The organism is Haloarcula halobia, assembly GCF_029338255.1.
GTDB lineage: Archaea > Halobacteriota > Halobacteria > Halobacteriales > Haloarculaceae > Haloarcula > Haloarcula halobia.
On the sequence record NZ_CP119787.1, the window covers coordinates 3,058,776 to 3,073,337 of the forward strand.

Annotated in this window: 13 protein-coding genes and 1 pseudogene; 8 read left to right on the forward strand and 6 right to left on the reverse strand. The window is 67.2% G+C overall.

Going from position 1 to position 14,562, the window contains the following annotated elements; all coding sequences use genetic code 11:
- Positions 1–101 precede the first annotated feature (101 nt).
- From P1K88_RS16145 to P1K88_RS16155, 3 genes are all read right to left on the reverse strand, one after another.
- Complete coding sequence (locus tag P1K88_RS16145) at positions 102–662, reverse strand: DUF7504 family protein (protein WP_276411248.1); 561 nt, start codon at positions 660–662, stop codon at positions 102–104.
- A complete protein-coding gene (locus tag P1K88_RS16150; RefSeq protein ID WP_276411249.1) occupies positions 663–2,204 on the reverse strand; it encodes an ATPase domain-containing protein in 1,542 nt (513 codons plus the stop codon).
- 63 nt (positions 2,205–2,267) lie between these two features.
- Positions 2,268–2,699, reverse strand: coding sequence for a universal stress protein (locus tag P1K88_RS16155; protein WP_276411250.1), 432 nt, complete (start codon positions 2,697–2,699; stop codon positions 2,268–2,270).
- Between the two features lie 300 nt (positions 2,700–2,999).
- Here P1K88_RS16155 and thrS point away from each other — a divergent pair, with 300 nt between their 5' ends.
- The 3 genes and pseudogenes from thrS to P1K88_RS16170 all read left to right on the forward strand — a co-directional run bounded on the left by thrS (position 3,000) and on the right by P1K88_RS16170 (position 7,901).
- Positions 3,000–4,928, forward strand: a complete 1,929-nt coding sequence (gene thrS / locus P1K88_RS16160; protein WP_276411251.1) for a threonine--tRNA ligase — start codon at positions 3,000–3,002, stop codon at positions 4,926–4,928.
- 33 nt (positions 4,929–4,961) lie between these two features.
- Positions 4,962–5,913: pseudogene (locus tag P1K88_RS16165) on the forward strand (DUF7972 family membrane protein).
- 62 nt (positions 5,914–5,975) lie between these two features.
- Entirely contained in the window at positions 5,976–7,901 is a 1,926-nt protein-coding gene (locus tag P1K88_RS16170; protein WP_276411252.1) for an SLC13 family permease, read from the forward strand.
- A gap of 14 nt (positions 7,902–7,915) precedes the next feature.
- On the opposite strand, the gene P1K88_RS16175 is transcribed toward P1K88_RS16170, so the two are convergent.
- Positions 7,916–8,758, reverse strand: a complete 843-nt coding sequence (locus tag P1K88_RS16175) for a PspA/IM30 family protein (protein WP_276411253.1) — start codon at positions 8,756–8,758, stop codon at positions 7,916–7,918.
- Between the two features lie 60 nt (positions 8,759–8,818).
- On the opposite strand from P1K88_RS16175, the gene P1K88_RS16180 reads away from it, so the two are divergent.
- The 5 genes from P1K88_RS16180 to P1K88_RS16200 all read left to right on the forward strand — a co-directional run bounded on the left by P1K88_RS16180 (position 8,819) and on the right by P1K88_RS16200 (position 12,719).
- Positions 8,819–9,421 (forward strand): alpha/beta hydrolase, encoded by a 603-nt coding sequence (locus tag P1K88_RS16180; RefSeq protein WP_276411254.1) that lies wholly within the window; start codon positions 8,819–8,821, stop codon positions 9,419–9,421.
- 78 nt (positions 9,422–9,499) lie between these two features.
- Positions 9,500–9,682: a hypothetical protein gene (locus tag P1K88_RS16185; protein WP_276411255.1), complete on the forward strand. Its 183-nt coding sequence runs from the start codon at positions 9,500–9,502 to the stop codon at positions 9,680–9,682.
- A 147-nt stretch (positions 9,683–9,829) separates the two neighbouring features.
- The gene (gene pyrG, locus P1K88_RS16190) at positions 9,830–11,494 is read left to right on the forward strand and encodes a glutamine hydrolyzing CTP synthase (RefSeq protein WP_276411256.1); all 1,665 of its coding nucleotides are present in this window, start codon (positions 9,830–9,832) and stop codon (positions 11,492–11,494) included.
- Positions 11,494–12,411: a glutamine-hydrolyzing GMP synthase gene (guaA, locus tag P1K88_RS16195; RefSeq protein WP_276411257.1), complete on the forward strand. Its 918-nt coding sequence runs from the start codon at positions 11,494–11,496 to the stop codon at positions 12,409–12,411. The genes pyrG and guaA overlap by 1 nt, the downstream gene beginning before the upstream one ends.
- Positions 12,408–12,719, forward strand: a complete 312-nt coding sequence (locus P1K88_RS16200; protein WP_276411258.1) for a DUF7126 family protein — start codon at positions 12,408–12,410, stop codon at positions 12,717–12,719. Before guaA ends, P1K88_RS16200 begins: the two co-directional genes overlap by 4 nt.
- 5 nt (positions 12,720–12,724) lie before the next feature.
- On the opposite strand, the gene P1K88_RS16205 is transcribed toward P1K88_RS16200, so the two are convergent.
- Together P1K88_RS16205 and P1K88_RS16210 are read right to left on the reverse strand one after the other, a co-directional pair.
- A complete protein-coding gene (locus P1K88_RS16205) occupies positions 12,725–13,399 on the reverse strand; it encodes an MBL fold metallo-hydrolase (protein WP_276411259.1) in 675 nt (224 codons plus the stop codon).
- 88 nt (positions 13,400–13,487) lie between these two features.
- Complete coding sequence (locus tag P1K88_RS16210) at positions 13,488–13,901, reverse strand: hypothetical protein (protein ID WP_276411260.1); 414 nt, start codon at positions 13,899–13,901, stop codon at positions 13,488–13,490.
- Positions 13,902–14,562: the final 661 nt, after the last annotated feature.

Consider the following 14,562-nt stretch of genomic DNA (forward strand, 5'->3'; position numbering starts at 1 on the left):
CCCCTGCCACAGCTCGGTCGTGGATGACCACACCATCGCGTTCGAACGGTTCTGTGACACGCCAGGAGTGGAACAATCGTCACGTGATACAGCCGGCAGTATCAGGCACAGTCGACGGCCTCGTCGAAGACCGGCTTCAGCCGACTGATAGTCTGGTCGTCGTGGGCACCGGGGTCCAGATGGAAGTGCGCAACCGCGCCCACCTCGCGCAGCTGGCCGGTGAACATGTGGAGGAACTTGAACGCCGACTGGACGTCGGCGAACTGGAGGAGTTCGGTCAGCGAGTCGAAGCAGACGGCCAGCTGGCTCTCCGGTTCGACGTCGGCCAGGTAGTTGTTGAGGCGCATCCCCAGGCCGGTGATGTCGTTGGGGTTGGCCGTCGTGACGAAGACGCTCTCGGGCAGGTCCTCGTCGCTCGGCCGCCCGATTCCCGCGCCGTCCCCGACGACGACGATGCCCATCCGGCCGGGGAGAGTGCCGTGGGTCTCGCGCCAGGACTCGACCAGTTCCGCCGGCGACGCCGAGTAGGTGATTCGCAACACGTCGAGTCGCTGGCGCCTGTCGGCCTCGAGCAGGGAGAGACAGGTCGACCGCTTGGCGCTGCTCAGCGACGGCGCCATCACGAGGGTGTTCGTCCCGGGCCGGGGGTCCGGGTCTGTCATCTACTGACCCTCCGGAGAGGTGGGTGACTCGCGCCGGGGAACGCTCGTCCCCGCGCCCGGTGGCTGCTGAATCCGCATGTAGGGCTCGCTTTGCACGTACTCGACGAGGCGAGTCGCACCCATGAATCCGCTGGGTGACTTCTGGAGCTCGAGGTACTGCAGTCCGTTCTCCGAGACCCACGTCTCCAGGGTCTGCCAGGCCCCGTTCTCGTAGAACGCCGCGAGTTCGTCCGACAGCGTCGCGGGGTTGAACAGGTACATCGTCGTGTCGTCGGCCCGGTAGAAGTTCTGCTCCTCCCAGAAGCGGACCTGCCGGAGTTCGTCGTTCTCCAGGACCGGGAGCTGTGACTCGACGTTGAGGACGGTGAACATCGACTGGTCGCCCCGCCGGTCGTCGATGGTCCGGAAGACCCCGGCCGTGTCCTCGTCCTCGTACGTGTGGGGCTTGAACACGTTGCGGCGGGTGTTCTCCCAGATGTCGGCAAAGTCGATGAGGAAGAGCTGGTCGTCGTTCAACATCTCGTCCATGTCGCCGATTCGGTCGTCGATGATACTGCGGAGCCGCTTCGGCGGCAGTTCCACGGGCGGAGCGATGCCGATTGCCATCCCGTCGTCGACAGCCTGCGCCATGAGGTTCGTCAGGATAGAGTGGGGACTGGCCTGCCCGTCGTGTTTCAGCAGCAACGTCCCGCCGTAGACGATACCCCCACCCAGGAGCGCATCGAGGCCCGGGATCCCGGTCGCCATGTGGTCCGAGGGGACGAACTCCCCGGGGTGGGTCCGCAGGCGCGGCGAGACGCGGATACCCGCCGGCGTGAACGTCAGCTCGTGGATACGCGAGTCGTGGTCGACCCCGCGCATCTTCACCACCTCGAGGAACCGGTGGTAGTCGCCGCCGACGTTCTTCCGCCAGAGTCGCAGGACGCCGTGGGCGTTGAACTGCACCGCGTCGCTGGCGGCGACCGTCTTGACGTCCGACTGGGCCAGCGACGGTTCGGACTCCTCGGCGGTGAACATCGCCGTCGCGCCGAACTCGTCGTTGAGGAGGCGGATGAAATCGAGCAGCGTCCGCCGGAAGACGTCCCGGTCGTCCCCGATGGCCGACAGCCCCGACACCGAGTCGAGCACGACGCGGTCGGCCGGGGCGAACCGCTCTAGGTACTGGGTGATGTACTTCGACTCGAACGGGGCGGAGTACTCGCCGCCCAGCATCGTGCCGCCCTCGAGCGTCTCCAGGGTCAGCTCGCGCTCACTGTCGCCGTCGACGGTCTGTCCCGGCGTCGCGTGCAGCGACGTGACGGTGAGGTTCTCGTCGTCCATCCGGAAGTCGAACGCGGAAAACGAGTCCGCGAGCTCCTCGAACGTCTGCTCGGTGCTGATAAAGAGGCAGTCTTCGCCGCGGTCCAGTCCCGCCTGCAGGAACTGCATCGCGAGCGTCGACTTCCCCGTCCCCGGCCCTCCGGTGACGAGCACGGTCCGGTTCTCGGGGATGCCCCCGTCGAGGATTTCGTCGAGCGTCTGACTCCCTGTGTGAACAGGCATGTAGTTCTATCAGTGGGTAAGACTCCTGGATAAAAGACGTGGTGCCTAACGAGGCACCGCTGCTCACTCGATGTGGACGATCAGCACCGGGACCGGCGAGTTCTCGACGACCCGTTCCGAGACACTCCCGAGGTTGGCGACCCGGTCGCGCCCGGTCCGGCCGTGGGTCCCGATCGTGACCAGATCGACGTCCTCGCGGTCGGCGTACTCGACGATGGTCTTGTACGGGATACCCTCCGCCATCGTCGTCCGGACCTCCAGACCCGCCTCCTCGCCGCGGACGGCGACGTCGTCGAGCGCCACCTCGCCTTCCTCTTCGAGCGACTGTCGGACGTCCGCTTTAGCGTCTTTCTCGGCCGCCTGATGCAGTCGCTTGTCGACGACATAGAGGCCGTGTAACACCGCGTCGTTGTCGCGTGCGATGGCGATCGCGTGCGAAATCGTCTCGACAGAGCCCGAACTGCCGTCGGTCGCGACGAGTACGTGGTCGTACATGGTTGCTCGTGCGGGAGTGCGTCCCCGGCCCACATAGTTCTCGGTGGTCGCTCTCACCCGACGGGAGTGGTACCACGCGGCGATCGTCGTTTCGCGGGTCCTGCGTCGATCGCGCCGCTCGCTTTTCTCGATGGGGCTGCCTCCGGTCGGTGCCTCGCTGCTCGCGGGTCGTTTCGCTCCCCGCGTCACTTCGAGGGCCGCTCACTCCGTTCCCCGCTCGCTATTGTCGAGGCCCTTCGCTGCGCTCAGGCCCTCGCTATCTCAATACACTTATCCCCGGCCGCTATCGTATGCAGGTATATGAGTACGGTCACGGTCACGCTGCCGGACGGCTCCACGCTCGAGATGGAGTCCGGGAGCACGGTCGAAGACGTCGCCTACGAAATCGGGCCCGGACTCGGCAAGGACACCGTCGCCGGCGTGGTGGACGGCGAGCTGGTCGACAGACACACGCCCATCGAGTCCGACGTCACACTGGAGATCGTCACGGAGAGCAGCGACGAGTACCTCGACGTGCTCCGTCACTCCGCCGCCCACGTCTTCGCGCAGGCGCTCCAGCGCGAGTTCCCCGAGGCGACGCTCACGATCGGACCGTGGACCGACGACGGCTTCTACTACGATATCACCGGCGTCGACCTGGACGAGGACGACCTGGAAGCCATCAGCGAGGAAGCCCAGGAGATCATCGAAGCGGACTACGACATCGAGCGCGAACTGGTCGACCGCGAGGCGGCCTTCGAGCGCTACGAGGACAACCCGTTCAAGCAGGACATCCTCGAAACGGAAGCGGCCGACGAGGACCCCGTCTCCTTCTACACCCAGGGCGAGTTCTACGACCTCTGTCAGGGCCCCCACGTCGAGTCGACCGGCGAGATCGGCGGGTTCGCCCTGCTGGAGATCTCGGCGGCGTTCTGGCGCGGCGAGGAGGACAACGAGACGCTGACGCGCGTCTACGGGACGGCGTTCCCAACCGAAGACGAACTCGACGAGTTCCTCGAGAACCGCCGGAAGGCAAAGGAACGGGACCACCGGAAGATCGGCCAGGAGATGGACCTGTTCTCCATCGACGACACGACCGGGCCGGGCCTGCCGCTGTACGAGCCAAACGGCAAGAAGATCCTCAACGAACTGTCCGAGTACGTCGCCGGCCTCAACCGCGACGCCGGCTACGACGAGGTCGAGACGCCCCACGTCTTCCGGACGGAACTCTGGAAGAAGTCCGGGCACTACGACAACTACGTCGACGACATGTTCCTGCTGGACGTCAACGACGAGGAGTACGGCCTGAAGCCGATGAACTGCCCGGGCCACGCGACCATCTTCGACCAGAAGTCCTGGTCCTATCGCGACCTCCCGGTCCGGTACTTCGAGGACGGGAAGGTCTATCGGAAGGAACAGCGCGGCGAACTCTCGGGACTCTCGCGCACCTGGGCGTTCACCATCGACGACGGCCACCTGTTCGTCCGCCCGGACCAGATCGAGGAGGAAGTGCTGGCCATCATGGACATCATCCTCGACACGCTGGACACCTTCAACCTCGACTACACCGTCCAGTTCGCCACCCGCCCCGAGAAGAGCGTCGGGGGCGACGAGATCTGGGAGAAAGCCGAGTCACAGCTCGAATCGGTCCTCGAGGGCCAGGACATCGACTACGTCGTCGAAGAGGGCGACGGTGCCTTCTACGGCCCGAAGATCGACTTCGCCTTCGAGGACGCGCTTGGCCGCCACTGGGACGGCCCCACCGTCCAGCTGGACTTCAACATGCCCGAGCGGTTCGACCTGACCTACACCGGCGAGGACAACGAGGACCACCGCCCGGTCATCATCCACCGCGCGCTCTTTGGCTCCTACGAGCGGTTCTTCATGGTGCTGACCGAGCACTACAACGGGAAGTTCCCCACGTGGCTGGCGCCCGAACAGGTCCGCATCCTCCCGGTCAGCGACGACAACATCCCCTACTGCGAGGCGATCGCCGACGACCTGGGCGACGTCCGCGTCGAGATCGAGGACCGCTCGTGGACCGTCGGCCGCAAGATCCAGCAGGCCCACGACGACCGGGTGCCCTACATGCTCATCATCGGTGACGACGAGGAGGACGACGGCACGATATCCGTGCGCGACCGCAAGGAGAACGAGGAGAAAGACGTCGACCTCGGCGAGTTCCGCGACCACCTCCACACCGAGATCGACCAGAAGCGGACCGCCGTCACCTTCTTTGCCGGACGGTAACGGAGCGATCCCGGACCGGGGCGCGTGGGTTTTATGTTGTACAATTTACAAGGCGGCAGAGAAGACTCGGCAGACCAGCCGAGCGATACGATGGAGGAACGGGCAGCGGAGAGCACGCAGTTCCTCTGGCTGTTGCTCGACGCCGACAGGCGCGTCGTCGCGGGCGTCCTCTCGGCGGTCCTGTTCGTGGCCGTCGTGGCCGCCGGTCTGCTCCACCCGGGCCGGCACAGACGCTGCGCACGCGGGGCGACCCCGTCGAGACGCTCTATTGGGCGCTCATCACGGGCACCAGCACCGGCGTGACCATCGTCCTCACCCTGAGTCAGCTGGTCCTGTCACAGGAGCTTGGCGCCGTCGGCGACCAGCGCGACCGGATGGGTGGCGCGATGCGGTTCCGCGCCGACGTCGCCGACGCCGTCGGGACGACCGTGAGCCCGGCCGAGCCCTCGGCGTTCCTGCGCTCGCTGGTCCGGGCGACGGGCGAGCAGGCCGAGACGATCCAGAACAGCATCGACTGGAGCGACCTGAGCGGGGACGCGAAGACGTCGCTGGCACGGTACGTAGACGCCGTCGTCGGGAACGTCGAGACGGTCACCGACGCGCTCCCGGCCGACGTCGACGAACAGCTCGGGGACCTGGCCGAGTCGCTGGCACTGTTCGGCCCCACCCGCGAGCACTTCAACACGCTGTACTTCCAGTGGGAGCTGTCGAACCTCTCGAGGACGCTGCTGTACGTCGCGGTACCGGCACTGGCGGTCGCAATTGTCACTCAGGTCTTTTTCGACCCGCGAGACTTCACGGCAGTGACGCTGGGCGTCCCGGACTCGCTGTGGATCCTCGCGGTGACGACGACGCTCTCGCTCATCCCGTTCACGATTCTGCTCGCGTACGTCCTCCGCATCGGGACCATACCAATCGGACCCTCTCCATCGGCCCGTTCATCCTCCGTGAGACGGACCGCTCGGTCGACGTCGACTGGGGCTGAGGCCCCCGCGCGAGGGGTGGCGGCCTACGGTTTTTTCTACCCAACGGTCGTCTCGCCGGCACATGGCCTCCCTGTCGACCGGCGCGCTCATCGTGTTCGCGCTGGTCGGGGCCGCCCTGGTGCTGTTCGTCACCGAGTGGCTCCCCCCGGACATGACCGCCATCGCCGTCCTGGTCGCGCTCGCGGTGCTCGAGCCGCACACCGGCGTCTCCGCACGGGCGGCCATCGAGGGCTTTGCCAGCCCGGCCGTCGTCACCATCGTCGCGATGTACATCCTGAGCGCGGGCGTCGAGGACGCCGGCGTCGTCGACTGGCTCGGCGGGAAACTGGCGACGGCGACCGGTGGCGACGAGCGCCGCCTGCTGGCCGCAATCGTCGGGACGACGGGGCTGAGTGCGGGTTTTGTCAACAACACGCCCGTCGTCGCCGTGTTCATCCCGCTGGTGACCGGGCTGTCGAACCGCTACGGGCTCTCGCCCTCACGGCTCCTGCTCCCGCTCTCGTACGCCGCGATGCTCGGCGGGACGCTCACCCTCGTGGGTACCGCGACGAACCTGCTGGCGAGCGACTTCGCCGCCCAACTGCTCGGACGGCGCCTCTCGATGTTCACGCTGACGCCCGTCGGCGTGGTGGTCCTGCTGGTCGGCGTCGCCTACCTCCTCACCGTGGCCCGGTGGCTGGTTCCCGAGCGGGTCCACCCCGCGGCGGACTTCACCGAGGAGTTCGACATGGACCGCTATCTCGCGCAGTGCCAGGTCCGGGAGTCGTCCCCGCTGGTCGGCCTGACTGTCGCCGAGGCGCTCGACCACACCGTCGGCGAGGAGGCCCTCGAAGCGGCGGCCGAGACGCTCGGCGAGCAGCTCCCGGCTGAGGCGGACATCGAGGCCGTGGCCGCGGTGCGAAGCCTCGTCGACGTGGACGTCCTCCAGGTGGACCACGACGGCGACTCGTATTTCGCGACGGTGACCGACCGTCCTCTCGAGGCGGGTGACGTCCTGACGGTCCGGGGGAGCCGCCAGTCGGTCAACCGCTTCAGCGAGACGTTCGGCCTGCGCCAGCTGCCCCGGGAGTCGGTGACCGAGGAACTGCTGGCCGAGAGCGGGCACGCCGGCATCCTCGCAGAAGCCGTCGTCCACGGCGAGTCCAGATTCCGCGGGCGGACGCTCGCCGACGCGCAGCTGCGCTCGCGTTTCGACGTGACGGCGCTGGCCATCCGGCGTGGCGACTCCATCATCAGAGAGGCCCTCGCGGACGTCACGCTCGAGGCGGGCGACACGCTGCTCGTCCAGACTCCCGTCGACGAGATTCTCCACTTGGACGAGGAGGGATACCTCTCGCTCACCGAGGGGCCGCCGGAGCTGTTCGACGTCATCCACGACGTGGAACCGCCCGACCTCGACGCCGGTACCTTGCTCCCCGTGGGGTTCCTGTTTGCGGCCATCGCCCTCGCCGCACTCGACGTCGTCCCCATCTACATCGCCGCGCTCGGGGGCGTGGTGGCGATGGTCGCGACGAACCGGCTGACCGCCTCGCGGGCCTACGACGCGGTCAGCTGGAACGTCGTCTTCCTGCTTGCGGGTCTCCTCCCGTTGGGCCTGGCGATGCGCGAGACGGGCGGGGCGCTGTTCGTCGGCGACGCGCTCGTCGGCGTCGCCAGCCACCTCCCACCGCTGCTCGTCCTGGCGCTGTTTTACCTCCTGACGGCGGCGGTCGCCGCCGTCATCACCCCCGTCGCAACCGTGGTGTTGATGATACCCATCGCCGTCGCCACGGCCACGCAGATCGGCGTCAGCGGGTTCCCGTTCCTGCTGGTGGTCACCTTCGCCGTCGCCCACGCGTTCGTCACCCCCATCGGCTACCAGACGAACCTCATGGTCTACGGGCCCGGCGGCTACCGCTTCACCGACTTCCTCCGGGTCGGGGTGCCCCTGCAGGTGCTCCTCTGTGTGGTCACCACGCTCGCGGTGGCGTTCGTCTGGCCGTTGTGACGATAGTGCCGCGCTCAGGTCTGCTCGTCCTCTTTCAGTTCCTCGAGCTCGGCGTCGACCTCGCTGTCCTCGACGGTGGACGTCTCGGCTGCGCCCTCGCCGTTCTCATCCAGCTCTGCTTCCAGGTCCTCCTCGTCCGCTGACTTCGATGCCTCGTCTGCCTTCCCCATCTCGGCTTTCAGCGTGTCCAGTTCGGCGTCGACCTCCCCGTCCTGCTGGAGCTCCTCCAGTTCGCGGTCGAGCTGGTCCTTATCGGAGAGCTGGTCGTCGAGGACGCCGTCCTCGCGGAGCTCGTCCATCGCCTGGGCGCGGGCCTCCATGTCCTCGGTCTGTTCCTCGGCGCGTTCGATGGCACGGCCGACGTCGGCCATCTCCTCGCCGGCGCCGGTCATCGCCTCGTTTACGCGCGCGGACGCCTGGGCCGCCTCGTGGCGGGCCTTCATCGTCTCTTTCTTCGTCCTGAACTGCTCGATCTGGCGCTGTAGCTCGTCTTTCTGCTCGACCAGGCGATCTTGCTGGGACTGGAGGTCCTGGATCTGACCGTCCAGCTCCTCGATCTGGGTCATCTTCTGTTTCTTCTTCTCTAAGGCCTGGCGCGCGAGGTCGTCGCGGTCCTGCTTGACCGCCTGGCGGGCCTGGTCGTTGTGCTTCTCGACGTTCTCCTCGAGGCGGCGCTTCTGAATCTCGAGGCGCTTTTTCTGTGTCGTGAGGTCCGCGATGCCCTGTTTGACGTCCTGGAGTTCGTTGCGCAACTGCTCGTAGGAGTAATCGAGCGTCTCAGTCGGGTCCTCGGCACGGTTGAGGACCGCGTTGAGCTTCGACCGGATGACGTAGGACGCACGCGAGAGGATTCCCATACCACCAGATTCGGGGCCGTAGACTTAAATTTCTTACACGCAGGGCACGAGTGACAGACGATGAGCGAGCCAGTGCGTCTCCCCGGCGGGCGCGACGTCGCGGGGACGCTCGATTCGCCGGCCGCCGACCGCGCGGTCGTCGCCTGTCCGCCACACCCCCGCTACGGTGGGTCCCGGTCGGACCAGCGTCTCCGGGCCGTGAGCGACGCGCTCGCGCCCGACGTCGCCGTCCTCCGCATCGACTACGGGCCGTGGGACGAGGGACGGGGCGAGCGCACCGACGCCGAACGGGCCGTCGCGTGGGCCGCCGAGCGATACGCCTCGGTGGGGCTGTTCGGGTACAGTTTCGGCGCGGGCGTCGCGATTCGGGCGGCCGCCGAGCCGGGCGGGAGAACCGAAACCGCCGCGCCGAACGCCCTCGCGACGCTCGCCCCGCCCGCCGAGAGCGGTGGCGAGTCGGTGGCCGACGCGCTCGAGGGTGTCCGGTGTCCGACCCAGGTCGTCTACGGCGAGCGCGACGACACCGTCGACTGGCGGCCGGTCGTCGAGCGAGCACGGGACCTGGGCCACGCGGTCGAGTCGTTCCGGGCCGACCACCACTTCGTCGGCCGGGCCGCGACGGTGGGCGACGTCGTCGCCGCGTTCTTCCGCACGAACCGTTGAGCGGCAGCCGGCTGTCTGGAGCGCGGGTGCGTGACCGTGAGCAGTAGCCTTAATATCCATAATAATAAATAATATCATATGTCGTTCGTCGACCGGAGACGTGTCGCCCGGGAGACCCGTCACGGGACCGTCTCGTTCCTGGCCGGGTTCCTCACCGGGTTCGGGTTGTTCATGGCCGTCGGGGCCACGCCCGGGGACGCCCTGTTCTCCGCCGTCGCGGCCGCGACCCTGGTCACCGTGAGTCGGGCCTTGCCCGGGTGAGCGAGCGTCGGGCGGGGACCAGGCCCCGGGCGACGTGCCGGGGTCACACGGCGTCACGCCACAGCTATCTGGCCGCTGACAGTGCGACGCGGTGGCGAAGATGGCGCGCTCCGAAACCGTTTTGACGACACGGGATTCACCGTCAGTATGCCGACCGAACCCGAAACGGACTACGACCCGGAGCTGGGTCGGAAGTTCATCTTCGTCACCGGTGGCGTGATGTCGGGCCTGGGCAAGGGCATCACCGCCGCCAGCACGGGCCGTCTTCTCAAGAACGCGGGGTTCGACGTGACAGCGGTCAAGATTGACCCCTATCTCAACGTCGACGCCGGGACCATGAACCCGTTCCAGCACGGCGAGGTGTACGTGCTGAAAGACGGCGGCGAGGTCGACCTCGACCTGGGGAACTACGAGCGGTTCCTCGACATCGACATGACGTTCGACCACAACGTCACGACGGGCAAGACCTACCAGCACGTCATCGAGAAGGAGCGCGCCGGCGACTACCTCGGTCGCACGGTCCAGATCATCCCCCACATCACCGACGACATCAAGCGGCGCATCCGCGAGGCCGCCGAGGGCAACGACGTCTGTATCATCGAGGTCGGCGGCACCGTCGGCGACATCGAGGGGATGCCCTACCTCGAAGCGCTTCGCCAGTTCGCCCACGAGGAAGACGAGGAAGACATCCTTTTCACCCACGTCACGCTCGTCCCCTACTCGAAGAACGGCGAGCAAAAGACCAAGCCAACCCAGCACTCCGTGAAGGAACTCCGGAGCATCGGCCTCCAGCCGGACATCCTGGTGGGCCGGTGTTCTGACAAGCTCGACATCGACACGAAAGAGAAGATCGCGCTGTTCTGTGACGTCCCCACCGAGGCCGTCTTCTCGAACCCGGACGTCGACGACATCTACCACGTCCCCCTGATGGTCGAAGAAGAGGGGCTCGACGAGTACGTGATGGAGCGCCTCGACATCGTCGACGAGGCCCTGCCAGAGGGCGAGCGCGAGAACCGCTGGCGGGAACTGGTCACCCAGAACACCGAGGGTGAAGTCGACGTCGCCCTCGTGGGCAAGTACGACCTCGAGGACGCCTACATGTCGGTCCACGAGGCGCTGAAACACGCCGGCCTGGAGAAGAACGTCGACGTCAACGTCACCTGGGTCGACTCCGAGAAGATGAACGACCGCCACACCACGCGGATGGAGGAGGCCGACGCCATCGTCGTCCCCGGCGGCTTCGGTTCGCGCGGGACCGACGGGAAGGTCGAGGCCATCCGCTACGCCCGCGAGAACGACGTGCCGTACCTCGGGCTCTGTCTGGGCTTCCAGCTTGCCGTCATCGAGTACGCCCGGAACGTCCTCGACCTCGAGGGCGCCCACTCGACGGAGCTCGACGAGGACACGCCCCATCCTGTCATCGACATCCTGCCCGAGCAGTACGAGGTCGAGGACATGGGCGGGACGATGCGCCTGGGCGCCCAGGAGACCGACATCGAACCCGGGACGCTCGCCGCCGCGCTGTACGGCGGTGGCTCCTGTACCGAGCGCCACCGCCATCGCTACGAGGTCAACCCCGAGTACATCGACGACCTGGAGGACGGCGGCCTGCGGTTCTCCGGCCGGGACAACAACCGCATGGAGATCCTGGAACTCGACCACGACGACCATCCGTACTTCATCGGGACGCAGTTCCACCCCGAGTTCCGTTCCCGACCGACGCGGGCGAGTCCACCCTTCGTCGGCTTGCTGGAGGCAGTGCTGGGCGAGGATCCACGCGCGGTCGACGCCGAGCAGGAGGTGAGCCACTGATGGTCGACGTCGAACCCTTCATCGAGGAGGCCAAGGCCGAGATCGCCGAGGAGATCGGCGACAAGCACGCCGTCATCGGCCTCTCGGGCGGCGTCGACTCCTCTACCGCGGCCGCCCTGGCCTACGAGGCCATCGGCGACCAGCTCACGGCGGTGTACGTCGACACCGGTCTGATGCGGAAAGGCGAGACCGACGAGATCCGCGAGACGTTCGACTACATGGACTCGCTGCGCATCGTCGAGGCCCAGGACCGGTTCCTCGAGGCACTCGAGGCCGAGACCGACCCCGAGGCGAAGCGCCACATCATCGGCGAACAGTTCATCCGGGAGTTCGAGACCGTCGCCCGTGAAGTGGACGCGGACTACCTCGTCCAGGGGACCATCTACCCCGACCGCATCGAGAGCGAGGGGACCATCAAGTCGCACCACAACGTCGGCGGCCTCCCCGAGCGCATCGACTTCGAGGGCATCGTCGAACCGATGCGGGACCTCTACAAGGACGAGGTCCGCGAGGTCGCCCGCGCGCTCGACCTGGAGGAGATCATCTCCGAGCGGATGCCGTTCCCCGGTCCGGGCCTGGCCGTCCGTATCATCGGCGAGGTCACCGAGGAGAAACTCGAGGTGGCCCGCGAGGCCAACCACGTCGTCGAGGAGGAACTCGAGGAGTACGACCCGTGGCAGGCCCTGGCCGCCGTCATCGGCAAGGCGACGGGCGTCAAGGGCGACAACCGCGTCCACGGCTGGGTCGTCGCCGTGCGGTCCGTGGAGTCACGCGACGGGATGACCGCCCGCGCCCAGGAGATAGACTGGGAGACGCTCCAGCGCATGCAGAGTCGCATCACCGGCGCCCACGAGAACGTCGCTCGCGTCGTCTACGACGTGACCCACAAACCGCCCGCGACCATCGAGTACGAATGAACGTCACGCTGGTCGGAACCGATCCCGAGCGGATGGCAGATGCACTGACAGCCCAGGGCCACGCGGTCACCGTCGCGGACGTCGGCAACCGCCCCGGGCTGGAGGAGGCGGGCGTCCACGACGCCGAGGTGTACCTGCTGACCGAGATGGAACAGGCCACCTCCATCGTCGTCGCCAAGGACCTCAACCCGGACCTCCGGGTGGTCGTCTACGCAGAGGGGTCGCTGCCGGACTTCGCGAGCCGGCAGACCGACCTCGTCGTCGACCCGAACCTGCTGAGTCCCGAAGCCGTCGCCGAGGAGCTGTAGCCCGTCTACAGCGTCTCGGCCAGCGCCGCGAGCCGCTCGCTCCCCCGCACCCGGAAGGGGACGCCGTGGCCCGGGCCGGCCACGTCGAACGCCCCGGTCCGGTGGGACAGGCGCCGGATGCTCACCGGGACCTCGCGCGTGTTGTCGCTGAGATACCAGGGCGACGGAGCGAAATCGCCGCCGGACTCGCGCACGCAATCGCCGAGGAACGCCACCCCGAGGTCCTCGCTGACGTAGGCGACGTGCCCCCTGGTGTGGCCCGGGGTGTGGTAGGCGGTGAAACTGCCGAGGGTGTGCCCGTCGGCGACGGTCTCGACGGGATTCGACGGTGCGTCGATGGTGACCGAGGCCATCCGCTGGACCGCGCCCTTCAGCGTGCTCAGCGGGGGCGTCCGTTCGCCGGTCACCATCGGGGCGTCGGCCACGCCGGTGTAGATGGTCAGGTCGACGCCGTCGAACGACGGGAGCCCACCCACGTGGTCGAAGTCGTAGTGTGTCAGCAGGATGCGGTCCAGGTCGGTGAGCTCGTAGCCCGCCCGGTTGATACCGGCGACGAGCGCGTTCCCGTGCCAGGGCATCCCCGCGTCGACAAGCGTCAGCGTGCCGCCGTCGTCGACGAGGTAGGCGTTGACCCCGCCCAGGTCGTACCACCACACGCCGTCCGCGAGTTCCGTCACCATACTACAGCGTTGGACGAGCGGGAACAAATACTGTCGGGCTGTCAGGTCGTCCGGAGACGGGCCGAACCGCGAGCGGGGGAGGGGGCGCTTACTGATCGTCGGGCATCGCATACGAGAGCCGATGGGGGACCAGGCTCAGCGTGCGGACGATGGCCGCCAGCGCGACGAAGATGCCGACCAGGATGTGTGCGATGCCGCCGAGTTTCAGCCAGAGCAACAGCGAGGGGAACTGGTGGATGGTCGCAAGCTGGGCGTTCAGCGCGGCCGCTCCGGCGCGGTCGGGGCCGCCACCGGCCACGCTGTGGGCCGTCTGCGTGGTGAAGAACTGTTCGAGCAGCGGGTGGAACTGGGTGAACTCGAGGACGAGCGCCATCCCGACCAGCAGGTAGCCGACCGCCGCGAAGGCGGCCCCGACCACGAGCATCTTCTTGATGGAGCTCATCGCCGAGAGGATGGTCTCGGGACTGTACGTCTGCATCGTCTGTGGGGTTTCGGTCGCCATTACACCTCGAGAGACGAAAGGTTACTACGTATAACTAAGTTACTAATGCAAACCACAGACCCGACGGCAGTACATTTATATACCGTCTCCGATTCCAGCAGCGGCGGTGGGCCGTGGCCGACTCAGATCGAGCTCGTGGCTGTCGACCGGACAGCGGTACCGGGTCAGGAGCCGCCGGCTGGCGTCCGTCGAGTCGGTCGCACGGTCGACGGCGTACGCCGAGAACGTACACGCTTCGGGCGTGAACTCGACAACCGCGCACCCCCAGCGGTGACTGTCGAAGAACTCGACGTGGGGAATTCTCGTCGGTCACGTAGTCGGCGATGAGTCGCCGGGTCTCGCGGTCGTTCGGCAGCGAGAGGCGGTCCCTGCGGTTCTGACTCGTCACCGCCGGCGTCATGAACTCCACGCCTGTGCGTTCCCCGTCGTGCTCGACGTGGCCAGTGAGCGTGCTGTGCATGTCGCCGGTGGGCGCGACGGAGGCGGCGTCGCCCGCCTCGGCGCTCTCGAGGATCCGCCTGCGCTCCCCGGGGAACGCGTCCCGGCGTCGTCGTTCAGGACGTCGACGCCGTCGGGCGCGACGCGTCCGGAGCACGACGCCGCGTTCCGTCGGGTCCCCGCTGGCGACGCCCTGGGGGAAGACCGTCGCCGGCTGGTCGTC